Raw genomic sequence first — 21,814 nt, forward strand, 5'->3', positions numbered from 1 at the left:
CATACGTGGGACGGAAGAGCCGCAAGGCGGATACCTCACTGAGGAACACTCGCCTTGACCTGCACTTTTGCCGATAAGGACTGCTCGAAAGCACACGGAGAAACAGGCCGTTTCACTTTCTCCTGGAGATGCCGTCCGGCGTACGCGCCGCTCCCCTGCGGCGACGGAGGGTCGCAGGCAGAGCATCGGATGGGCATACTTGCAGGCATGGAGACTCGGGTGCGCTACGCGGAGATCCGCCCGTACACGGTCCCGGATTCGCTCTCCGAGCTGACCGGGCCGACGGACGGTTTTGTAGAGCTGCCCATTGACCTGGACTGGTCCCAGCAGCGCCGCTACGACCTTGCGGTCGACAAGGACCGCCGCCGCCTGTACGAGACCGTCATCCGGGAGGCCATGAGCCCGGCAGAGCTGACGCGTTTCCTGCACGCCGGGCTCCTGCTCCAGCTGTGGCCCTCCCTCTGGCTGCCGCCCCGGGCAAGGTCCCTGTGGCAGGAGAAATTTCCCGAACTCCGGTGGATCGCCGCATAGTCTGATCCGCATGGATCCCCTCCACACCCGCTTGGCCCGGCTGGGACTGGAAGCCGCCGCAGCCACGGATTCGTCCTGGCGGGCGGCTACGCCGTCCAGGCCCACGGCTTCCTCCAGCGCATGTCGGACGACGTCGATCTATTCACCACCCAAGCCGACCCGGCCGCATTCGACACCGCAGTACTGGCCGTACGCGACGCGTATGCGGCGGACGGCCTGACCGTCGAGGTCAAGAAGATGGGCCAGATCTTCGCCCGGTTCCTCGTCGCCGACGAAGCCGGCCGCAGTACGAAGGTCGAGATGGGCTACGACTGGCGCGCGGAGCCACCGACCGTCCTGGAGGTCGGGCCCGTCCTTCACCCCGACGACGCCGTCGCCAACAAGGTCTCCACCGTCTTCACCCGGGCCGAGGCGCGAGACTACGTCGACGTGGCCGCGGCACTCGCCTCCGGCCGGTACACCGGCGAGCAGCTTCTGCGCCTGGCGGAAGAACGCGACCCGGGCTTCGACCGCAACCTATTCGCTCAAGCTCTGCGCGCCGCCAACCGCTGGGACGACGAGGACTACATGACATACGGACTCGACGCCCCCGCCGTCACCGCCCTGCGGGCATCTCTGCGATCATGGGCAGACCACATCGAGCACGGTTCCGCGGAAGCGAACAGCCCCGCACCCGTTGGCAATTCACAGCACACATCCTCAACAGGCGCCCCTGATATCCGCAAGAGCGCGAGTCGTACTACTCCGCCTCCACTCGCCCCAGGCGACAAGTCGGGGCACGTCCGCAGGAGCTGACCTCACAAGGCGCGTGGGCGTGAAACGCGTCATTTCGGCGACGTCCGCTCCCGATCGAAGCAAGCCCGCGGGCGACGCAGTCGCACGGTGTCCGGGTGTTCACTGCGCGCACCCCCAACCCACCGCCCACGTAGGCATCTTGAGTGTCGTTGAACAGCCGCTGACGCAGCAGAACCCACGCAGCACAGACAACCGGTCAGGGCAGCTTCGCGGGAGCGGCTCACTGCCGGGACGGCAAGGACCGGGACCGGGGCAGTGGGTCCTTCGCCTGCCTGGGACGGACCCCGCTTCACCGGACCCCGGCGTCGACGTCTGCGCGGACGAGGCGTACGTAGGTGCGGTCGTCGACGCTCCTGGCTCCCGGTGCCATCCCCTTGGTCGAGGGGTGGGTGCCGATGCGCAGCGGGTCGGCGGCGAGTGACGCGGCAAGGTCCGCTTCTGCCTGCTCCAGGCAGGGTGCTGGGGAGAGGTAGCCGTCGGAGGCCAGGACGACTTCCTCGGCGTTGTCGTCCAGGTCGATCGTCTCGATGAACCGCTCGGGGACGGGGGTGCCGTTCAGCACGCCGTATCCGTACGGCAGGTCGGCGCGGTTGGCGAGCAGGGTCTGGTACCGCAGAAGCGGCAGGATGAGCTGCCGCCCGGGGCCCTGCGGCGGGAGTTCCCTCCTCGGCGCGGCGGCCAGCAGGCAGTGCAGATACGCCGCGCGTACGGCGGAGGCGGCCTCGTCGATGGACTTGTCGGCGGGATACTGCTCCCATCGGCCAGCCCGGCTGACCGCCACGTGCACATCGCCGACCCGCCACACCTGCCGCAGGCCGGGTACCACGACCGCTGCCACGGCGCTGGGCGGGGCCAGGTCGTCGTCCTCGATGTGACACTGCCGACGCAGGCGCATCCGACTTCGGCGACGGCGGTGGCCGCGTCGAATCCGGGGGCATGGGTGGCGAGGGTCCGGGCAACGCATTCGGCCGCCCGCCGGCCCCCGCTCATCCCGCCATAGGAACGCCCCGACTTGTCGGTGGCCCCGTCGACCACCGCCGCGCAGACGACATCGGGGCCGTCCTCGACGATGACCAGGCGGTCCTCGCCATCCGTGTTCTTGGGGACCTCGGCGCGCTCCGCCACTGCCCATCCGACCATGGCCGTTTGCTCCTTTTCCTGCCCTCCCCCGGTGTCGAGTCCGTCGTCAGTCCGCGGCGGGTTCCAGGGTCCAGCTACGGACGTGCTCCCACGTGAGAGTGGTCCACCAGTGCCCCTTCCAGTCCTGGCTGTGGAAGCGGAAGAGCGAGACGGTCTCAGCGGTGAAGGAGGCGGGGGGCCGCCAGCCGAGCCGTTCGACGAACTCGGTGACCTCCGGAAGGAGGTCGGGGCGCAGCAGCATCTGGTACGCCGACCGCGCCATCCGATCGAGGTCATCGGGCTCCAGCCGACCCTGCCGGTCGGCGGCCCGCATCTGCTCGTACGCGTCCCGCCACGCCAGCCGCCGGTACGACTCACGTCCCTGCGTACGTGGATCGACGGTGGCTATGAGCACTCCCGCGCGAGACGAGTCCCTGTGGGCAGCGTACGTGGCGCCCGCGGGCTGCGCCCGAGTCCGACGGTGAACCGCGGGAACCGGGTCCGGGTTGTCCCGACGCCCGGCAGGCGGTTGCTTTTCCTCCGGGCCGGCCTTCTGGCGCTCTACCGGGTGCCCGTGTGGACTTGCTGGGGCAGGACCACTGGCGAGCCTGACGGAAAGACAATGGCCCGGGGGCATCGACGACCACGGCTTCGCCCGCTTCGCCGCCCAAACCGTCGGCATCCGGCTCCTTCACGTGCGCGCCCACGGCACCGGCACCGACCCCACGGAGCTGGGTGCAGCCGGTGACCGTGAGGCACAAGCACTCATCGCCCAGCTCCTGCACGAGCACCGTCCAGGTGACGCCGTACTGTCGGAGGAGGCGCCCGACGACCCGGCCCGCCTCGACGCCGACCGCGTCTGGATCATCGATCCCCTGGGCGGGACCCGTGAGTTCGCCGAACCTCCCCACGGAGACTGGGCGGTACAGGTCGCCCTGTGGGAGAAGGACCGACTGACAGGAGGCGCGGTCGCCCTGCCCGCCCGTGCGGTGATCAACAAGCGGGCCGGCGGCACCGGTCTGATCACCGGCCGCAAAGCCTTCCAGCGGCCCACCGACGAGGGCATCGAACTCCTCCACGCTGTCCAGGACGTCTACCTCGACGACAGCATCACCATGGCCTGCCCGGGGCGCCCCGGGCAGCGCTGTCGATGTTGTCAGGCAACAGGAGCAGCTTGGTGATTATTGGTTGCTCGCTGCGCCCGGCCCCAGGAGCCCACCGAGCGGTGGCGAGAGCTGTCCAGGGAGCGCTCACTACCCCTGCCGAGTCCTCCCTCAGCCGTCAACTCAGGTATCCACAACCTATGGAGAACCCGCATCGACGCACCGCCGTCATATCCCGCCGAGTGAGGGCTGGTCGCGGAGCGCATCACGCCGTCGGGGACGTCGCAATGTGAACGGGCAACTGCCGGGCGAGACCTGGCTGCGTACGGAGATCGGCGCGTCGGCTGTCCGTGGTGGTGCTCGGGACAGCGAGCAACCTTCAGGGTCTTGCTGTCGCCGGTCGCGGGCCCGATCCTCTGACCGCTGAGACGGTGTGAACCTGCGGTAATGCAGGCCATAGCCAGGTCAGGGGGCGCGTGTCAGAACGGTGGGCGGGCCGGCGGTGACACCGCCGTCCAGAACGAACTCCACGCCGGTCGAGAAGGTGGCCTCGGTTGCGATGAAGAGCACCATACGGGCGACCTCCTCGGGCTCCCCGAACCGCGGGAAGGGCTGTCCGGCGGTGAAGGAGTCGTCGAAGTCGGCCGTCATCGGAGTGCGCACCGCGCCTGGGTGGACCGAACAGACACGGATCCCGTCCGGGGCCAGTTCCAGAGCCGCGGCCTTGGTCAGCCCGCGCAGTGCCCACTTGCTGGCCACGTACCCTCCGATGCCGGCATAGCCGGTGAGGCCGGCGATAGAGGAGACGTTCACGATCACGCCTCCGCCGGCCCGGCGAAAAGACGGTGCCGCCGTACGCATACCGAGCCAGGCACCCTGAAGGTTGACGTCGATGACCCGCCGGAAGGATTCGAGGCTCTGCTCCTCGATGGTCCCCCACTCAAGAATCCCGGCGTTGTTGACCAGCACCGAGACCGGGCCCAGTTCCCGCTCCGTCTCCGCCACCACCGTCTGCCAGCCGTCCTCGGTACTGACGTCCAGGTGCGCGTAGCGGGCCGGCCCGCCGAGTTCCGCCGCCAGCTTCTCCCCCTCGGCGTCGAGTACATCAGCGACCACAACGCCAGCACCCTCGGACGCGAACAGACGTGCCACAGCGGCGCCGATCCCCCTGGCTCCACCGGTGACGATCGCCACCCGCTCGTTGAGACGTCCCATCACGGCCTCCTGAACCCATGCCTCGACGAAGATCCGTAAGAGCGGCTCGGCCGCGCCGGACTCGGCATGACACGTCCGGTCACAGGGTGGCGGGCGGGCGGCCGACGAGTCGGTCAGGGGGCCGCGCAGATGACCTCGACGAAATGCCCCACTTGGTCCTCGGGCAGATGGCGTGCAAGGTCGGCCTCACTGATCATGCCGACGAGGCGATGATCGTCGATGACCGGCAGCCGGCGGATCTTGTGCTCTTCCATGGCCTGAAGGACCTGGCCGGCATCGGCCTCGGCGTCGATCGTGACCGGCTTGCCCTGCTCGAGCTGGCCCGCCGTCACGGTCCTGGGGTCCTTGCCCTTGGCGAGGCACTTCACCACGATGTCGCGGTCGGTGATGATCCCGTGGAGCCGGTCGTCCTCCCCGCAGATCGGGAGGGCTCCGACGTCCAGCTCCTTCATCCTGCGGGCCGCGGCCTCCAGCGTCTCGTTCTCCTGGACGCAGGTGGCACCGGAGTGCATGATCTCCCGGGCAGTGGTCATGGTCGTCTCCTTCAAGCGTCGCTGCCGCGCGGGGAGAGCCCATGGAGCCTGGCCCACCCCGGCCGGTACTCCTCCAGACCAGTGTGAGTTCCTCTCCTCCCGTGCGCATGCCGGAGCAGGGGCTACCACGTCACCGATTTTCTTCATCGCCTTCCCAGGGCGGCAGGGCCCGGTTCACGGGGGCCTGTACTCCCCCTCACCCGTCATGCCTGCGGAACGACCGCGATCGGGCAGGGCGCGTGATGCAGCACGGCATGGTTGACCGGACCCAACTGCAGACCGATGTGCCCATGCCGCCTGCGCGCGCCGACGACGAGCAGATCAGTCGCCCGCCGCGGCTTTCAGGAGCGCTCGTCGCGCCGGGCCCTCGACCACCTCGCTGCTCACCGGCACATCCTCATACCGCTCCGCGCGGTCGTGCAGCGCATCGGCGAGCACTTGCGCCGGCGGGCGCGCCAGGGCCCGGCCGTCCGAGGTGAAGCCCACCTGCCCGGGCGAACTGCTGAACAAACGGCACCTTGGCGTTGTCCGGGCCGAGGGAGCGGTGCGAGCCGTCGAGCGGCTTCAGGCCCCTGGTGGCGATCTTGAAGCCCTGGATGCCGCCATCGCCACCCGCGTTCATGACGTAGACGAGATTGCCGTACACCACGATGGAGGACGAGAAGTTCCCGCCGCAGTCCCACACCTGGCGGCGCGTCAGCTTGTGTACGTGGACCTGGAAGGAGGTCAGTGCCGCTGCGCGCGTTGACCGCCGGCAGCAGCCCCGAGGTGTCGTCGCGGAGGCAAGGAGTCGACAGGCGCATCGACCTGGTCATCCCCTACCGCCGGTGGCGTAGCAGCCGCCGGCGCTCAGCGAGCCGCCCTTGCCGCGCCCGAAGACATGGACAGTGCTGTCGTCGAGCTCGTTGCCCTGTACGAACACCGCGTGATCCGCTCCGACCTTGACCGGCCCGCGGAGTAGCTGCCGGTCTCGTGGCCGAGGCGATGGTCACCGTCGCGACCGCCGCCGCCATGGGCCGGCGAACGGCGGTCCCGGGATTGACCATGTCCGCACCGCTCAGCAGCCCTCACGTGCTCGCGATGGCACAGGACGTGGCCGCCGGCGCGCTCCGGGAGGAACGCGAGAAGCGCCAGGCGAAACCGATACGACGGCGCTGACGGTCGACCTGAGCGGTAACGACCTGCCGGCAGGCGAAGGCGCCGGGCTCATGCCACTCCACAGTCACCCTGCACCAGCGACTGGACGGCCCTCGCCGACACGAGCCGCTGACGTTCTTCGCCGACACGACCTGTTGGCCGAGGTTGCCTTCAGCTCCTCCTCAGAAACCCCTCAGAGTTCCACCAAGCGGTGGCCTGGCGGCAGGCCCGACCATCGGAACACACGCCCTGCGACGGTCCTGGCAGACCGTTTCGCGCGGGCCGGCGCCCCGCCGGTCCGACAGGACACCGATGACGCCACGTCGACTTCCGGAGCGTCGGCGGCGGGCAGATCTCCGACGGTCGAGGAGGGCGTCTCGAGGAGAGGGGAAGGAGTTCGCGCTCACGACCGGGATCACCGTCGGCGTCACTGCGGGCGTGGAGGCATCGGCCAGGCCCTTCGGGGTGGGTGCGAGCGTCTCCGTCCGCGGTGACGGCACCCTGGTCACCAACGCGAACCTGAGGCTGAACGCCGGCGACTCCGGTTCCTACGTGGACTGCGGAGGAACCGGGTTTCGCCCCCAAGATCCTGGCCAACCTCACCGAGATCGCGCAGTAACCCCGCCCGGCGGCATCAGGGGCACACCGGCCGACGCCCTGCCGGTGTGCCCCCTCAGACGCCGCGTGGCGGAGGATCCGATCGCGGGCGGGCAGTGGCGCGGGGCCACGCGGGCATCCTGATCGTCTTCGGCGCCGGTATCCGTCCCCGGCTCGCCAGCTGTTCGGCCTGGATCGGGCTGCCACGGCCAACTCCCTGCCATCGAGGGCAGGTTGATCCAGCACGCGAACCCCGGCAGCAGGGTCCCTGGATTCCCGGCCGCCGGCCGAGTCGACCGCACAGGCACACTGATCTGCGGACGGTGCCTGATCAACTCGGCCGAGCAACCATCGGGATCGGACGTTCGACGCCCGCAGAATCGAACAAACGCTATACAGTCATGGTTGTGGGCGGTGCGGTTTACTCTTTCGGGCAGTACGAGTTGGACACGGATCGCCGTCGGCTCAGCCACGACGGACAGCCGGTCCACGTCGAACCTCCAACCGTGGATCTGCTCTGCCACCTCGTCGAGCACCGCGACCGCGTCGTGCCCAAGGAGGAGCTCCTCGACACGGTGGGGCGCGGACGCACGGTCGGCGAGGCCGCGCTCGCCACCTGGCTACGCACCGCCCGCCTCGCGATCGGTGACAGCGGCACGCGACAGCAGTTCATTCGCACGGTGCGCCGGCTCGGCTATCAGTTCGTCGCGCGCGTGACGGTGGCCTCCACCACTCCGCCCACCGCCCCCACCGTTACGGCAGCGGCAGAGGCGGACCACGAGGTCATCCGGTTCTGCCGGTCCGCGGACGGCACCCGCATCGCCTACGCCACCACCGGCGACGGCCCGCCGCTGGTGAAGACCGCCAACTGGCTGACCCACCTCGACCTCGACCGGACCACCCCGATGTGGGCACACTGGTTCGATGGTCTCACCCGCGGCCGGCAGCTCATCCGTTACGACGAGCGGGGCTGCGGCCTCTCCGAATGGACCGTGCCCAGCTTCACCCTCGACGACCTGGTCGACGATCTCGACTCCGTGGTCGATGCCGCCGGCCTCGACCGCTTCCCCCTGATCGGGGTGTCACAGGGCGGCGCGGTGGCGGTCGCCTACGCCGCGCGCCGTCCCGAGCGGGTCAGCCGGCTGATCCTCACCGCGGCCTACGCCCGGGGACGGCAGGTCCGAGCCGCCGACGACGCCGAGCGCGATGCCGCGGACGTCGACCTGAACATCGCCCGCGCCGGATGGCGCTCCCAGGACAGCAGTTTCCTGCGCTTCTTCGCCTCCCAGTTCCTCGCCGACGCCACACCCGCGGAATGGGACGCGTTCGCCGCCTACCAGCGCCAGACGACCTCGCCTGCCAACGGTCTCCGCTTCCTGGAAGAGTTCACCCGCATCGACGTCTCCGGCATCGCCCACCAGGTGACCTGCCCCACGCTGATCATCCACTCCCGCGACGACGCGCGAGTCCCCGTCGCACAGGCCCTGGAACTGGCCACTCTCATCCCCGACAGCCGGCTGATCCTCCTCGAAAGCCGCAACCACCTGTTCACCGCCGCCGACCCGGCCTGGCCCACCTTCCTCTCCCACCTCGACAACTTCCTCTCCGAGTAGCCGGCAGACAGGACGCGTCCGACGACGGGAGGGTGCGCACCGGTCCCCGAACCCGTTGCGAGTGCATGTGCGCCAACAACCCATCCACGGGCGGGTGCACCGACCGTCTGCGGCTGTCGGGGGCACCCATCGCGCCGCCTGCGGTAACGCCCTTGCCCGTGTGGAAGACTGGCGCGTCCTTGAGATCGCGCGCTGACGGATGGCGCGAAGGGCCGCCCGGCTTCCGGACGGCCCTTCAACAAGACCTTCAGCAGTCTTCCGGCAGGGCTCCCTCACGTCGGAAGGCCGTTCCGTCATGGTTGTCGACGGACTTGCCGGGTCCGTGGGCTCGTGGACCTGCGCGAACGGTTCGGGAAGAGCGCGTGTGACGCGGTCATCGTTCGCGCAGGTCACGGTTTGACGGAGCTCGGTCCGGCTAGCCGATGACGATGTCGCAGTCGGCCGTCCCGCGGGCGACGATGGTGGCGAAGTCCGCCTGGATGAAGGGGTCGTACGCCTCCGCGGTAAGGGTGCGGGTCGACTTGCGGGGCACCCACTTCGTCCCGGTCGAGTGCCTGACGTCCGACGCGTCCCACGACAGGTCGCAGATCCAGTGGACGTTGCGGCCCGCGGGGCGCGGGTTGGTCGCCTTCGCGTCGATCTTCCAGTTGCCGTCCGCGTTCACGGTGAACGTGATGTCGCCGCGCACGCGCTTGCTGCTGTCGCTCGTCTTGAATTCGACCGACTGGCCGTCCGACGCGACGTGCTTGGTGGTGGCGTTGGCGTGTGCGGGAATCGTTCCCAGCAGCAGGGAGCCCAGCCCGGCTCCCGTCGCGATCAGCAGCGCCAGCCCCCGCCGAGTCCGGATCTGGCCGGACGTCCTGGTGTCGTCGAGTCGCATGGTGTGTCCTTCTCTCGTTGGTGTCTCGCGTCTGAGGTGAAGGCCGGGCTGGGGGCGATGTCCGTACGACTGCTCCTCGGCCCGGCACCGTTCAAGCATCGGGCCCGCCACCAGGCCAGGACTTGGTGGAGGTCTGAGGCTTCCCTGAGGGGGCTCTGAGGGCGCCGCCCTCAGAGCCGGCGGGCCGGAGCGGCGAAGCGATTCCCGTCCGAGGCGTTCAGGTGGTCGCCCCAGGTCGGCTCGGGCCGGTCGTCGCGGCCGGCGGAGCTGGTGGCGTGCTCGGGCCCGGCCTGGTGGTGTGTGGGCTGCCGTTGGTGAATGAACCGGGCCACGCCGACGGCTGTACGGCTGCGCACGTCGATGCCGGTGCACGCCCACACACCGTCGTCTGTCGGCGTACATGCGAACGTCGCCGACATCGCCTCCCGTTCACTCCGGCCGCACGCCGGACGCGCTGACCACTCCCGAGCTCGGCCTCGTGATCGCTTCACGATGGCTTTCGGGCCCGCCACGGGCCGACTTCCGGCCGCCCTCAGCTCCCCCTCAGGAAAGCCTCAGATTTCCACCAAGTCCTGGCCTGGTGACGGGCCCGATGATCGAACGGGCCCGGGGCCACCTTGGCCCGGGTTCGAGCCAGAGGGGTGAGAGATGAGGGAGCGCAACGGCGCCACCGCCATAGTCATCGGAGCGGGCATGGCGGGTCTGGTGACCGCACGGGTCCTGAGTGACCATGTCGACCGGGTGACGGTACTGGAACGGGACCGCCTGCCGCAGGACGCGGTCACGCGCAGGAGCGTTCCCCAGGGACGTCACGCCCACGTACTGCTGGCCCGCGGCCAGCGACTGCTGGACGGCTGGTTCCCGGGTCTCTTCGACGACCTGGTGCAGGCAGGCGCGGTCCCTCTCGACGCCAAGGACCTGGTGTGGCACCAGGCGGGCGCCTACCGGGTACGGTCCGACCTCGGCTTCCTCGCGATGTCGATGAGCCGGCCCCTGCTCGAGCGCACGGTCCGCGAGCGGCTCCTGCGGCAACGGTCCAATGTGTCCATCACCGACGAGGCGGCGGTGGACCGCTTGATCCTGGAGGGCGGCCGAGTGGCCGGTGTCCGGGTCGACGGAGCCGAGCACCGGGCCGACCTCGTGGCCGACTGCTCCGGCCGCAACACCCGTTTCCTCGACCAGCTGGCCAAAGAGGGATTCCCGGCACCCGAGGTCTCGGCCGTCCGCGTCGACACGGCCTACGGGACCCGGATCGTGCGGCGGCGACCGGACGATCTCGACGGCACGCTCGCCCTCGTGGTCGACGACCCGACCCGCGGCCACCGCATGGGCACGATGGTGCCGGTGGAGGGCGACCGGTGGATCATCACCGTGGGCTCGTTCCACGGTGATGTGCCCCCGACCGAGCCGGACGAGTACGAGGACTTCGCCCGCTCCCTGCCGTCGCCCGTGATCGCCGACGTCCTCGCCCGGGCCGATGCCTTCACGCCGGTCCTGAGCCATCGGATGCCCACCAGCCGGCGCCGCCGCGTGGAGCGGCTGGAGCGGACCCCGCCGGGGTTCGTGGTGCTGGGGGATGCCGTCTGCAGCCTCAACCCCGTCCACTGGCAGGGAATGTCGTCGGCGGCCCTGCAGGCCAGGGCCCTGGGCCAGGCCGTCGAACGCCACGGCCCCGCCTCACCCGCCCTGGCGGGTGACTTCTACCGGCGGGCCGCCAAGGTGGTCGACGTGCCGTGGAAGATCGCAGCGGGGGCCGACTTCGCCGACCCGCGCACCAGCGGGCCCGAGCCGACCGGCACCGACCTCGTCAACCGCTACCTCGACAAGGTGCTCCGGGCCTGTCACACCTCCATCCCGGTGGCCCGCCAGACTCTACGGGTGCAGAACCTGCTGGCTCGACCGGAGTCACTGATGACCCCGGCCATGGTCCTCCGGGTGCTGCTGGCCGCCCGCCGCTCCCCGGCGGGAGTCGAAATGCCCGCCGCGCCCTCGGCCCGCAGGCGGCCTGCGGCCTGACCCGGACCCGGACCCGGCAGCCCGCCGGTTGTCGGCCGCTGAGGTCACTCGGCCAGGAAGGCGTCGATGTGGGACAGGAACTCGTCCCAGGCCGGCTCGAACGCGGTGAGCAGGTGATTACGGCTCTTGAGCAGGACCAGCCGGCTGTCGGGAATGAGAGCGGCCAGCTCACTGGCCTGCGAGGCCGGCACCCGCCCGTCGTCACGCGAATGAATGATCAACGTCGGACACTCCACCCGGTGAGCGATGTCGGACACGTCGATCCGGGCGAACTCCTCCAGGAAGCGAACCCCGTTGGCCGGCGAGGTCGTCCGCCGCTGGAAGGCGCTGAACTCCTCCCAGTCCCCCGGCGTGCCCTCGGGCAGGAACTGGGAGGCGAAGACCCGCAGGAAACTGGGGTCCTGGTGGATCCACCCCACCCGGGCCAGATCCAGGTCGAGGTCCGCCTCCTCGCGCTCGGTCTCGTCCTGCGCCCGCACCTGCCGTCCTCGGGCGTACGCCCCGGCGAGGATCAGCCGGCTGACCCGCTCGGGACGGCGCGCGGCATAGGCCACGGCCACCGCACCCCCCTGAGACACCCCGAGCAGAGGGAAGCGGTCGAGCCCCGCGGCCTCGACCACGCTCTCGAGGTCGTCGACCCAGTCGTCGAACGTGAAGCTGGGCACCGCCCAGTCCGAGAGGCCGCAACCCCGCTCGTCGTAGCGGATCAGTTGGCGGTTGCGGGCGAGACCGCCCAGCCAGTGCGACCACACCGGGCTCATCCACTCAAGGTCGAGATGGGTCAGCCAGTTGGCCGCCTTGAGTAACTGCGGGCCCGAGCCGACGGTCGCATAGGCGATGCGGGTGCCGTCGTCGGCCCGGCAGAACCGGATGGTCTGACGTCCCACGCCATCCGGCCCATCCGCTGTTGTCGCATCAGTGCCGGGCCCCAGGTCGGACCCGGCGGGCGGACCGGCCTCGACCACCGTCACCGGGGCCACGAACTGATATCCCCGCCGGTGCACCGTGCGGATCAGTCGCTGCTGACTGCCGGTGTCGCCCACGGCCAACCGCACGGTCCGCAGCGCCGTGGTGAGGGCCGCCTCGCTGACAAAGCGGTCACCCCACACCTCGTCCAGCAACTCGTTCTTCGACACCACCCGGTCCCGGCGCTCGACCAGGTGGCACAGCAGATCCAGAGCCCGGGGCTCGACGTGGACCGGCTCGCCGGCCCGGCGGAGCTGATGACGAGCCGTGTCCAGCTCGTACTCCCCAAATCGATAATTGTCCCCCACCACCTTTGCAGCGTACAACTCCCTTCTACCGGCGTACACATGAGCGATCCGCAGGCGTGTCGACACCCGGCCGGCAGGCTCTTCAGCCAGCTCCGCATCGCCCACAGGCGTGCTTCGCGAGACGCGCAAGAAGCACCAAGCGAAGCTGAAGCCGACGGTACTGATCGTCGACCTGAGCGGTAACGACCTGCCAGATCTCCGGTCCTGGCCAGAGGCGCTCAACGCAGTGTGCAAACCCCGGCGAGGGCCGGCCCCAGCCGCATCACGGCAGGTCTCACAAACCAGCGAGGCCGACGCGCCGACTGACGGTTCAGGACCGCGAGACCGGCGTCGAAGAACCCGCAGCACCGGGTGTGGCTCTGCTGCTCAGCGACCTGCTGGGGCGGCCTGGCCGTCCTGCGCGCCCGAGAGCTGGACGCGGGCAAAGCAGAAACGCGTGCCGGCGCACGGACGCCAGGCCGATCCCCGGCAGGAACCAGGCCCGGCAGCAGCAGACACAAGGCGGGGCCGACGCCGCGTGACCCGCTCTCCCGCCCTTCCCGGCGGCACCCTGGTCCTGGACAGTGCGGGGTTGGCCAAGGCCGTGCTGCGTGACCGGTCCGTCACGGGATGGCTCACCCTGGCCCGAGCCGACGACCTGCGAGTCATCACGTCTGCAGCCACCCTGGTGGAGGTGGCCCACCCTCGGATCAACCGTCCGGCCCTGGAGTGGACGCTGTCCCGTCTGGTCGTCGAGCCGGTGAGCGAGCCGATCGCCCGCCACGCTGCCGCTCTCCTCGCCGACGGCTTGCACGGCCACAAGTACGCCATCGACGCCATGCTCAGCGCCACCGCCCTCGCCGCCCCCGGCCCCGTCACGATCCTCACTTCGGACCCCGAGGACCTGACCGCGCTGTGCGGCGGACGGGCCACCGTGATCAAGGTCTGACCGGCCCCTGGTCGATGGGGCAGCGCTGTTCGGCCCAGCCGCTACTGATCCGGCTCGGGCGGCCGGTAGTTGGCGCTCGGGAGCCCTTCGATGCGCTGGTTGTTGATGGACTGCCGGCCGTACAGGCACTTCGCGTACCGGCCCGTGGGTGACGACGCCCCTCAGACGCCCTCCGGGCCGTGACCTCACACCAACCCAGCCGTCCTCGCCCTGGAGCGGCAACGCTGAAAAGGCTCCGGAGCCGTGTGCGCAGGTTCGGTTCTCTGCATCCATGCGCTGATCGGCATCACGCGCTGAGTGCCGCGCGCAGGGCGTTGGCCATCAGCTCTATGGCCTCCTTCCCGGCCGGCACCGGGCCGGTGTGGGTGAAGTAGTGGTCGACGCCCTCGAAGACGCGGTGGGTGACCGGAACGCCCGCGGCGTCCAGGGCCTTGGCGTAGGCGTCGCCCTCGTCGCGCAGGCGGTCGTTCTCCGCGGTGATGACCAGGGCGGGCGGCAGTCCGGCAAGGTCGTCAGCCAGCGCGGGCGAGACGAGGGGATCGGCCCGGTCGGCCGGATCCAGGACGTAGGCGGCGGTGAAGACCCGCATGAGGTGGGGGGTGAGCAGCGGCTTGGCGATGGGGGAAAGCTTGGTGGCGGGGTCGGCGAGCTGGTCGAGCGGTGCGGAGTCGAGGATCTGGAGCCGAGGAAGGAAGGTGCCGCGGTCTCGGGCCGTGCGGCAGACCGCGGCGGTCAGGTTGGCCCCGGCACTGTGTCCGCCCACGGCGAGTCGCGAGCCGTCCCAGTTGTTGGCGGGGCCGTTCTCGGCGACCCACGCGGTGACGTCGTACGCCTGGGTGACGGGTGCGGGGTACGGCCGCTGCGGGGCGACGGCGTAGTCCACGTTGATCACGACGCAGCCGGCCGTGGCGGCTATGTAGCGGCAGATGTGGTCGTCCTGCTCGGGGCGGCCGACGACGAAGCCGCCACCGTGGAAGTTGACGTACACCGGGGCGAGGGATCCAGTGGTGGTGGCCGGCGGGCGGTAGACGGTGCAGGCCACCGGTCCGGCACCCGTCTCCACCTGGAGGGACTCGGTGTGCTTCGGGATGTCGGTGAAGCGCAGGTCCTTGTGCACGCGGGCCATCATGCCGCCGAGCAGCAACTGGATGCCTCTGGCCTGGATTCTGGGACTGATGGGCATGGGCGGGTCCGCCTATCGCTACAACTTTAAACTGACAGGATTCCTGATGATGGACGCTAATCGCGCGTCGCGCAACGGTGAGCGCGCTGTCTCCCGAACGGGAGTACTGGTTAACGGGCAAGTCGCCGGCTCGCGCTGGAGGCCCGTGCCGGTGAGGCAACCCGTCGAGGACGTCGGGGCGGCACTGCGCACCGCGGCACGGACCAGATGCCCGGCCGGCTGCCGCTCAGCCGTGTCGTGGACGCCGTGCGGCTGGCCGAGTCCGGCACCGTCACCGGGAAGGTCGTGCTGACGCCGTGACCCTGCAACGACCGGCTCCGACCGCCACCATGAGGAAAAGCGGTGACGGCGGTGAGGACCCGAGAGACAGCGGGCGGCTGCGTAGTCGGCTGTCGGTGGCTGGCGACCTCAGAGGAGACGTTCACCGATTCCGGCCTGGCGGAGAAGGTCGCCGAACTCGGCCGCAAGGCCCCGCGCTACGCCGTACGCCGATCCGGGCCCCTCACACGCGGAACTCCTCACCGCGGTCGCCTGAGTCGCTGAGGGCGCCGGGTGAGCGGCGGGATTCCCGGGCCCGCCGGAGGCGGACGAGTGCCGTGGCCGTGATGAGCAGGGTGGCGAAGAGCAGGGTGACTGCCGTGGGACCGTTGGCGTCCACGGCGTCGGCGAGGGCGCGCTGGACGGCTCCGGCCGCGTCGATGACCGGGTCCTGGGTGGCTGGGTCGCGCTGGACGCGGATCTCGTACCAGCCGTAGTACGCGACGTACGCGCCCACGCAGAGGAGGAGTGCGCCGCCGAGCCGGGGGGCGACGGCGCCGAGGCGGCGCAGGCGGGTGACGGCGGTGGTGCGGGTGAGGGCGACGGTCAGTGAGGCGGCGCCTACGACGAGGCCCATGCCGGCGGCGTACGCGGCGAACAGGGTGACGCCTTCGCCCGTCGAGCCGCTGCGGAAGGCGGAGACGACGATGGCGAGGAACGGGGCGATGGTGCAGCCGAGGGAGGCGGTCGCGTACGCCATGCCGAAGAGCGCCATCGAGGGGAGCGAGCGGGTGACGGCGGGGGCGCGGCGCAGTCTCGGGGCCAGGGTGGGCAGTTGGCGTCCGGCGAGGAGCCAGGTGCCGGCCAGTGCCATGAGGAGTCCGAAGGCGATGGTGAACCAGGGCAGTTGCTCCTGCACCTGACCCGCGACGGGCTGGACGGCGAGGCCGAAGACGCCGAAGAGCGTCGCGAATCCGATGGTCATCGCCGCGGTGGCGGTCAGGGCCCGGCCGACGGCAACGGTACGGCTGGGGCTGTCGTCGCCGAGGACGAGCAGCGACAGATAGGCGGGGAGCAGGGCGAAGCCGCACGGATTGACGGCGGCGAGCATGCCCGCGCTCAGGGCGAGGGCCAGGGGCAGGTCGGCCATGGCGGGGTCAGCCGGTGAGGGCGGCGACCTTCTCGGCCAGCCCCTCGCCACCGGGCAGCATGCCCTCGTAGACGGTCTTGCCGTCCTGGTCGAGGATGACGTAGCGACTCTGCTCGGTGACCTTGAACCGCTTCCACACGTCGCCGGCCTCGTCGGAGAGGTGCGGGAAGTCGGCGGTGCCGGTCTCGGAGACGAAGTCCTTCATGGCGGCGTTCTTGTCGAGTCCGGCGACACCGAGGACGTTGGCCCTGCCCTGGTAGTCGGTGGCGACCTTGGCGGTCTCGGCCGCCTGGGCGCGGCACGTGGGGCACCACGGGGCCCAGAACCACAGCACGGTGGGCTTGCCCGCGAGGGTCTTCGCGTCGAACGGCTTGCCGTCCACCGTGGTGCCGGTGAAGTCCAGCGCCGAGGAGGCGGCGGCCGGGGTCTCGGCGGCCGCGCCCGCGCCCGCGCCCGGGTCACCGGCCTTTTGGGAACCGTTGTCCGTTCCGCACCCGGTGACGGTGAGCAGAGCGGCGGCCAGGGCAGCCGGGAAGAGGGTGCGGGCACGCATGGCGGACTCCAGGGGTTGGGATCGGCTGTGACTCTAGAGCCGCCGGGCGTGGTGGGCACGGGGTGGCGGGCTTACGGATCGGTGACGTCAGCCCGCGGCGTCCTCGAGGCGGTCGATGTCGAGGACGGTGACCCGGCCGCGGGCGAGGCGGATCAGACCGCGGTCGGCGTAGTCGCGCAGCACCTTGGTGCAGGTCTCGCGGGAGGTGCCGGCAAGGGCGGCGAGCTGTTCGTGGGTGAGCGCGATCTGCGGGTGCCGTCCGCCGGGCCGCAGCGGGCCGGCCGGGGGCTGGGAGGCGGCCAGCGTGTCCAGGGTGGTCGCGATGCGCTGGGCGACGGTCTTGAAGACGCTGTCGGACAGCCGCTGTTCGAGATCGGCGAGGCGGCGGCCGAGGATCGCGGTGATACGGGCGGCGATCCGGGAGTCGGTCAGGAGCAGCCGGTTGACGTCGGCGCGGCTCATGACGCACACGACGGCGTCGTCGAGGGCCTCGGCGTAGTTGTCGTACATGTGCTGTCCGAGCAGGACCATCTCGCCGAAGATGGTGCCCGGGGTGATGATCGCGGTGGTCAGGGCGCGGCCGTCGGCGGAGATGATGGCGGTGTCCGTCATCGGCCGGGACATCGACATCCAGATGCCCATCCCGACGCCGCCGACCAGACCGGCCGCGGCGCCCCACACGGCGTGTACCGGGATGGCGGCGATGTGCGGGGACGCGGGCACGGTGGTGGCCATGGTGATCGTCCTCCTCTTGCCGTGCTGTCGTGACGTTCTGCCTCTGGTTCCGACGCTAGGACTCCTGGCATGTACAGGTATGTGAGGGCGCTTACGTACGGGCCGGGTGATGGATGTCCGGTGCGGGCCCCTGGGCCGCCGTGCGGGGCTTCCGCGCGATGAGGCGCAGACCATATGGCACAGTGCAAAATTTACCCACTGCAATGATGATCGGGCCTACGATCGGGACCGTCTTCGCGAGCGGTGCCCTGGTCGTCACCCTCTCCGCTCTCGCCTACCCCGCCATGCTCGGCGTACAGAACACGGCGACGAACAAGTCCCGCATCATCACCAACACCCCGTACGCCCCGCTGACCGCGACTTCGTCGTCAAGGTCCGCTCCGCCGGTAGATCTTCCCGACCATCGCCAAGATCCGGGCCACCACCGAGAACACCCTGGTCCGTCAGCTGGCCGACCTGGCCAATGACACCGCGCTCGACCACATCACGGTCCTGGAGAAGACCGACCTGGTCAACTACGACCAGGTCAACCTCCAGCAGACCTCACCACCGAAGCTCCCCGAGGAGCAGCTCACCCCGCCCGCTCCCCAGCCCGGGTCACCCGTCGTCGTCCTCACCCCGCGCCCTGACCCGGGCGTCAACACCAGCTCCCCGACACCCGCACCGAGCCCGAGCACCGGATGACCGGTGCGGAGACGCGCTGCCGTCGCCTCAGGGTCATGTCCCGGAAGGCGGGCGGGAAGCGGCGCCCGATGTGGCGCCCGATGCGGTGTGGGAGAGCCGGTAGGAGCGCACGACCGCGACCATGGACACCGCGACGAGCGCGGCGGTCCAGCCGCCCAGATCCCGCAGGGGACCCGCCCCGGCCCCCCCGGCTGCCACACCCCGCGGCGGTACCAGCCCATTCGAGTCGTGGACGACGGTGAGCGCGTCGCCGGGTCGGGTGGTTCGCCCGCAGCCGCGCCAGATGCGGACCTTGAGTTGTACGCCGTCACTGTCGGCCACCGAGCAGAGGTAGCGGCCCTGGCCGGAGACGGCGCCCGGTCCACCCTCGACCGAGGTCACCACCACGGACTCCACGCGCCCCCGCTCCGCCAGCACCACACTCACGGCCGCCTGGGGTGCCAGCAGCGCGAGGCAGACCCCGAGCACGGCGACGGCACCGACCAGTGCCCGTCCGGCCCGCACCACGCAGAGGTAGACGGTGAGCGCGACGGCACACACCAGACCGCCCTCGCCGTCCGCCAGCCCCGGAATCCCGTACCAGGCACCGGCGACCGCGCTACCGACGATCGCCCCCGCTCCCACGATCCCGGCCACCAGCCCCTCTGCGGCCAGCCACCACGGTGGCAGACCGACGAACTCGGCGGGCCCCCACACCGTGCTCCGCAGATGCGCCATCAGGTGCTGATCCGGCGCGGGCAGGGGTCGGCGTCGTCGGCGCATGTGCGGCTCCCCTCCCTGCGTACTTCCGTGTCCGGCCACGGCCCACATCCTGGTACGGCAGGCGGACGGCCCGCACTGCCCTCGGCCGGACACGACGCGCGGCCTGCATTGCCGGGATCAGGCAACGGGACCGCACCTGCACGATTCCCTTGCATTATGCAAAACCTGGAGAGGCGGGGAGAAGGACATCCCGAATCTGACGATGCCTCGGGCGGCCGGGGCGGGTGTCGGGACGCCGGGGCAGGCGTCGCGGAACGCCAGGCCAAGCGCCACAAACCACCAGCTCACGCATCACGGCCCACTGGCAGGTCCCCCGCCCAGCCCAGCGGATGCGGCCCCGCGTCGTCCAGCGCCGGTGCGAGAGGTTCTCCCCCGGCCTCGTTGAACGCGGTGAGCGCCTCGATGAGTGACGCCCGCTGGTCGGGCGCGAGGCGTGCCACGATCTGGGCGATCTCGGCGCGGCGGCGGGTGGTGACGTCCTCGACCGTGCGCCGGCCCTCGTCCGTGAGCTGCAGCAGGGTCTCGCGGCGGTTGTCGGGGTTGAGGTGCCGGTCGGCGAGCCCGGCCGCGATCAACCGGTCGACCATCCGCATCGCCGTCGACGGCGCCACCTGCAGGAGCTCGGCGAGCGCGACCAGCTTGGTGGCGCCGCGCGTGGACAGCACCACCAGCATTCGGAACTGCGGCAGCGTCACCCGTTCCTCGACCTCGGCGAGCGAGCGGGCGGAGACCGCCACCAGCAGCCGGGACGCGGTCAGCACCGCACGGGTCACCGCGTCCACATCGTCCATGGCCCCCGACGGGGTCTCGCGCTCCGGCATGTGTCCTTTCTACCGCGCCGAAGTCACCCCTCATTCACCCCATGGGAACGGCTTTGCCTTCCCCATGACCTTTCCCATGTCCGTGATACCGGAGCAGGAGCATCGCCGCGTCGTCGTGCGGCGGCCCGCCGACGTGCTGGGCGAGGTCCGCGCGCAGGGCCTCCAGGGCGCGGTGCGCGTCGGGATCCTTGAGCAGATGGGCACGCTCTCCGACGGGATAGAAGCGGCCGTCCTCGTCGCGGGCCTCGGTGACACCGTCGGTGTACAGCAGGAGCTGCTCGCCGGGGGCGAAGTCCACCCGATAGGGCTTCGGGCCCTCGCTGCCGTGGGCTCCCAGGCCCAGCGGAAGGGCGTAGACGAGCGGCTGCGGGAAGTCGACGGCGCCGTCCGGGCGTACGACCATCGGGGCCGGATGGCCGTAGTTGAGGAAGAGTGCCTCGTTGTGGGCGCCGATCTCGGCGAGGATCGCGGTGACGAACTTCTCGCCCTCCAGCTCCCGGGCCACGCTCCGTTCCAGGCGCTCACCGAGCCCCACGAGGTCCGGCTCGTCGTACGCCGCCTCCCGGAAGGCACCGAGGACGACGGCCGCCGTCTCCACCGCCGCCAGCCCCTTGCCCTGCACGTCCCCCACGATCACCCGGATACCGTGCGGAGTGGCCACCACCTCGTACAGGTCACCGCCGATGCGCGCCTCCGCGACGGCCGAGGTGTACGACACCGCCGCCTGCAGCGGTCCGGCAGTCAACGGCACCGGCCGCAGCAGCACCCGCTGGGCGACCTCCGCGATCGACCGCACGCTGGCCAGCTCCGCCTCCCGGCGCGAGCGCATCACGGCGGCCGCGATGCCGACCCCGGTCACGCCTGCCACCGACGCCATCGCGATGAACCCGCGTCGGTCCTCGAACAGCCCGTCGTACAGTCCGAGTCCCACGCACAGCACCAGCGCCACGAGTCCGATCAAGGCCGTACGACGCCACCCGCCGACCAGCCCCGAGAACGCGGGCCCGAGCGACACGAGCGGGAGGAACCCCACCCCCGGCCCGGCCACCACGTCCATGACCGCCACCACCGCCATCACCACGACCGGCATACAGGACAGCACCGTCCAGCTCTGCGGCGGCTTGACGTAGGTCATGACGTACTCCAGCGGTATCGAGGCAGCCGGGAGCCACCCCCACCCTCTGCAGGTGTACCTCCCCAACCTTTAGGCTATGCAAAGGTCGTCGCCGCGAGGTGGCTCTCAGTACCGGTCCTTTACCCAATCGAGTCCGAGAGCCGGCCGTCCCGACGTCCGTACGGGGCTGGGCCCGTCGGCGCCCAGGAGTGAGACACCGGCAAGAGGGGAGGAAGGAACCGTGACCAGGCATGGAACGGGCGGCGAGGGAACGCCGGAAGAGCAGGACGGTACGCCGTTCGGCTCCGACGAGATCTGGCTGAGGTTCCTCACGGACAGCGAGCGGGCCATACGCAGGTCCGCCCCCAGGGAACCCTCGGCCCGGGAACGGGCACCGCAGGGGCGGCTTCGGCCTCTCGAAGCGGACCACGTCGGCGACCTGTGGCAGCCGGAGGCCGTGGGGACCGGCCCGGCCTGGCGGGACCTGGACGGCAGGGCCCGACTCCGCCGCGCCGGCCGCGTGACCGCCACGGCCGCCGCGATAGCTCTGGCCCTGGGGGCCTGGTCCCTGCTGTCCACCAACGGGGGCACACCGAGCGACAGCCCGGACGCCGGCACCGTGCAGCAACTGGAGGAAGCACCGGAGGAGTTGCCCATGGCGACGGACCTCCCGCCTGACGCCGCCGGCTGAGCCGCCTCCCGCGCGAGCGGGCGGTCACGGGCAAGGCGGGCCGCTCATCTCGAGGGCAGACCGCCGGTGCACGGGGCGGCTGCCCACCACCGCGCCCGCGAGCGCGCCGAGCAGCTGAGCAC

Annotated in this window: 22 protein-coding genes and 2 pseudogenes; 9 read left to right on the plus strand and 15 right to left on the minus strand. The window is 70.5% G+C overall.

Annotated elements, in window-relative coordinates; genetic code table 11:
• The first annotated feature begins 207 nt into the window (after nt 1-207).
• Together AQJ91_RS44980 and AQJ91_RS44985 are read left to right on the plus strand one after the other, a co-directional pair.
• Nucleotides 208-531: a hypothetical protein gene (locus AQJ91_RS44980; protein WP_067035141.1), complete on the plus strand. Its 324-nt coding sequence runs from the start codon at nt 208-210 to the stop codon at nt 529-531.
• 75 nt (nt 532-606) lie between these two features.
• Nucleotides 607-1,326 (plus strand): nucleotidyl transferase AbiEii/AbiGii toxin family protein, encoded by a 720-nt coding sequence (locus AQJ91_RS44985; protein ID WP_199848198.1) that lies wholly within the window; start codon nt 607-609, stop codon nt 1,324-1,326.
• A 289-nt stretch (nt 1,327-1,615) separates the two neighbouring features.
• Here AQJ91_RS44985 and AQJ91_RS44990 read toward each other — a convergent pair whose 3' ends face one another.
• Nucleotides 1,616-2,221 carry a hypothetical protein gene (locus AQJ91_RS44990; protein WP_067035016.1) on the minus strand — a complete coding sequence of 202 codons (606 nt, stop codon included), beginning with the start codon at nt 2,219-2,221 and terminating at the stop codon, nt 1,616-1,618.
• Between the two features lie 291 nt (nt 2,222-2,512).
• The gene (locus AQJ91_RS44995; protein ID WP_067035019.1) at nt 2,513-2,860 is read right to left on the minus strand and encodes a hypothetical protein; all 348 of its coding nucleotides are present in this window, start codon (nt 2,858-2,860) and stop codon (nt 2,513-2,515) included.
• Nucleotides 2,861-3,140: 280 nt separating this feature from the next.
• On the opposite strand from AQJ91_RS44995, the gene AQJ91_RS57625 reads away from it, so the two are divergent.
• The gene (locus AQJ91_RS57625) at nt 3,141-3,626 is read left to right on the plus strand and encodes an inositol monophosphatase family protein (RefSeq protein WP_067035022.1); all 486 of its coding nucleotides are present in this window, start codon (nt 3,141-3,143) and stop codon (nt 3,624-3,626) included.
• A 387-nt stretch (nt 3,627-4,013) separates the two neighbouring features.
• On the opposite strand, the gene AQJ91_RS45005 is transcribed toward AQJ91_RS57625, so the two are convergent.
• The 3 genes and pseudogenes from AQJ91_RS45005 to AQJ91_RS51360 all read right to left on the minus strand — a co-directional run.
• Nucleotides 4,014-4,763 carry a glucose 1-dehydrogenase gene (locus tag AQJ91_RS45005; RefSeq protein WP_067035025.1) on the minus strand — a complete coding sequence of 250 codons (750 nt, stop codon included), beginning with the start codon at nt 4,761-4,763 and terminating at the stop codon, nt 4,014-4,016.
• 113 nt (nt 4,764-4,876) lie between these two features.
• A complete protein-coding gene (locus AQJ91_RS45010; RefSeq protein ID WP_067035028.1) occupies nt 4,877-5,296 on the minus strand; it encodes a CBS domain-containing protein in 420 nt (139 codons plus the stop codon).
• Nucleotides 5,297-5,499: 203 nt separating this feature from the next.
• Nucleotides 5,500-5,749: pseudogene (locus AQJ91_RS51360) on the minus strand (universal stress protein); the annotation flags it as partial.
• A 519-nt stretch (nt 5,750-6,268) separates the two neighbouring features.
• Between AQJ91_RS51360 and AQJ91_RS45015 the strand changes: the two are divergent.
• Together AQJ91_RS45015 and AQJ91_RS45020 are read left to right on the plus strand one after the other, a co-directional pair.
• On the plus strand, nt 6,269-6,454 hold the full coding sequence (locus tag AQJ91_RS45015; protein WP_067035031.1) for a hypothetical protein: 186 nt from the start codon (nt 6,269-6,271) through the stop codon (nt 6,452-6,454).
• A gap of 1,082 nt (nt 6,455-7,536) precedes the next feature.
• Nucleotides 7,537-8,643: an alpha/beta hydrolase gene (locus tag AQJ91_RS45020; RefSeq protein ID WP_234383416.1), complete on the plus strand. Its 1,107-nt coding sequence runs from the start codon at nt 7,537-7,539 to the stop codon at nt 8,641-8,643.
• Between the two features lie 415 nt (nt 8,644-9,058).
• On the opposite strand, the gene AQJ91_RS45025 is transcribed toward AQJ91_RS45020, so the two are convergent.
• Nucleotides 9,059-9,523 carry a hypothetical protein gene (locus AQJ91_RS45025; RefSeq protein WP_067035037.1) on the minus strand — a complete coding sequence of 155 codons (465 nt, stop codon included), beginning with the start codon at nt 9,521-9,523 and terminating at the stop codon, nt 9,059-9,061.
• A gap of 170 nt (nt 9,524-9,693) precedes the next feature.
• Nucleotides 9,694-9,879: a hypothetical protein gene (locus tag AQJ91_RS45030; RefSeq protein WP_234383417.1), complete on the minus strand. Its 186-nt coding sequence runs from the start codon at nt 9,877-9,879 to the stop codon at nt 9,694-9,696.
• A 292-nt stretch (nt 9,880-10,171) separates the two neighbouring features.
• On the opposite strand from AQJ91_RS45030, the gene AQJ91_RS45035 reads away from it, so the two are divergent.
• A complete protein-coding gene (locus tag AQJ91_RS45035; protein WP_067035043.1) occupies nt 10,172-11,539 on the plus strand; it encodes an FAD-dependent monooxygenase in 1,368 nt (455 codons plus the stop codon).
• A 44-nt stretch (nt 11,540-11,583) separates the two neighbouring features.
• Here the strand turns inward: AQJ91_RS45035 and AQJ91_RS45040 are convergent, their stop codons facing one another.
• On the minus strand, nt 11,584-12,816 hold the full coding sequence (locus AQJ91_RS45040) for an alpha/beta hydrolase (RefSeq protein ID WP_067035046.1): 1,233 nt from the start codon (nt 12,814-12,816) through the stop codon (nt 11,584-11,586).
• Between the two features lie 514 nt (nt 12,817-13,330).
• On the opposite strand from AQJ91_RS45040, the gene AQJ91_RS45045 reads away from it, so the two are divergent.
• Nucleotides 13,331-13,741, plus strand: coding sequence for a PIN domain-containing protein (locus AQJ91_RS45045; protein WP_067035049.1), 411 nt, complete (start codon nt 13,331-13,333; stop codon nt 13,739-13,741).
• A 286-nt stretch (nt 13,742-14,027) separates the two neighbouring features.
• Here AQJ91_RS45045 and AQJ91_RS45050 read toward each other — a convergent pair whose 3' ends face one another.
• The 4 genes from AQJ91_RS45050 to AQJ91_RS45065 all read right to left on the minus strand — a co-directional run bounded on the left by AQJ91_RS45050 (nt 14,028) and on the right by AQJ91_RS45065 (nt 17,620).
• Nucleotides 14,028-14,924 (minus strand): alpha/beta hydrolase, encoded by an 897-nt coding sequence (locus AQJ91_RS45050; protein WP_067035052.1) that lies wholly within the window; start codon nt 14,922-14,924, stop codon nt 14,028-14,030.
• 502 nt (nt 14,925-15,426) lie between these two features.
• Nucleotides 15,427-16,332: a cytochrome c biogenesis CcdA family protein gene (locus AQJ91_RS45055; protein ID WP_067035056.1), complete on the minus strand. Its 906-nt coding sequence runs from the start codon at nt 16,330-16,332 to the stop codon at nt 15,427-15,429.
• 7 nt (nt 16,333-16,339) lie between these two features.
• Nucleotides 16,340-16,885, minus strand: a complete 546-nt coding sequence (locus tag AQJ91_RS45060) for a redoxin domain-containing protein (RefSeq protein WP_067035059.1) — start codon at nt 16,883-16,885, stop codon at nt 16,340-16,342.
• A gap of 87 nt (nt 16,886-16,972) precedes the next feature.
• Nucleotides 16,973-17,620 (minus strand): Crp/Fnr family transcriptional regulator, encoded by a 648-nt coding sequence (locus AQJ91_RS45065; RefSeq protein WP_079085684.1) that lies wholly within the window; start codon nt 17,618-17,620, stop codon nt 16,973-16,975.
• Nucleotides 17,621-17,823: 203 nt separating this feature from the next.
• Here AQJ91_RS45065 and AQJ91_RS56970 point away from each other — a divergent pair.
• A pseudogene (locus tag AQJ91_RS56970) lies at nt 17,824-18,304 on the plus strand (hypothetical protein).
• A 33-nt stretch (nt 18,305-18,337) separates the two neighbouring features.
• On the opposite strand, the gene AQJ91_RS45070 reads toward AQJ91_RS56970, so the two are convergent.
• The 3 genes from AQJ91_RS45070 to AQJ91_RS45080 all read right to left on the minus strand — a co-directional run bounded on the left by AQJ91_RS45070 (nt 18,338) and on the right by AQJ91_RS45080 (nt 21,022).
• Nucleotides 18,338-19,066: a hypothetical protein gene (locus AQJ91_RS45070; RefSeq protein WP_234383418.1), complete on the minus strand. Its 729-nt coding sequence runs from the start codon at nt 19,064-19,066 to the stop codon at nt 18,338-18,340.
• A 284-nt stretch (nt 19,067-19,350) separates the two neighbouring features.
• On the minus strand, nt 19,351-19,887 hold the full coding sequence (locus AQJ91_RS45075; protein WP_067035062.1) for a MarR family winged helix-turn-helix transcriptional regulator: 537 nt from the start codon (nt 19,885-19,887) through the stop codon (nt 19,351-19,353).
• Between the two features lie 34 nt (nt 19,888-19,921).
• Nucleotides 19,922-21,022, minus strand: coding sequence for a PP2C family protein-serine/threonine phosphatase (locus tag AQJ91_RS45080; protein WP_067035065.1), 1,101 nt, complete (start codon nt 21,020-21,022; stop codon nt 19,922-19,924).
• A 220-nt stretch (nt 21,023-21,242) separates the two neighbouring features.
• Here AQJ91_RS45080 and AQJ91_RS45085 point away from each other — a divergent pair, with 220 nt between their 5' ends.
• Entirely contained in the window at nt 21,243-21,692 is a 450-nt protein-coding gene (locus tag AQJ91_RS45085; protein WP_067035068.1) for a hypothetical protein, read from the plus strand.
• Nucleotides 21,693-21,814 lie beyond the last annotated feature (122 nt).

It is taken from the genome of Streptomyces dysideae (assembly GCF_001514305.1).
In the GTDB taxonomy this organism is placed as follows: Bacteria; Actinomycetota; Actinomycetes; order Streptomycetales; family Streptomycetaceae; genus Streptomyces; species Streptomyces dysideae.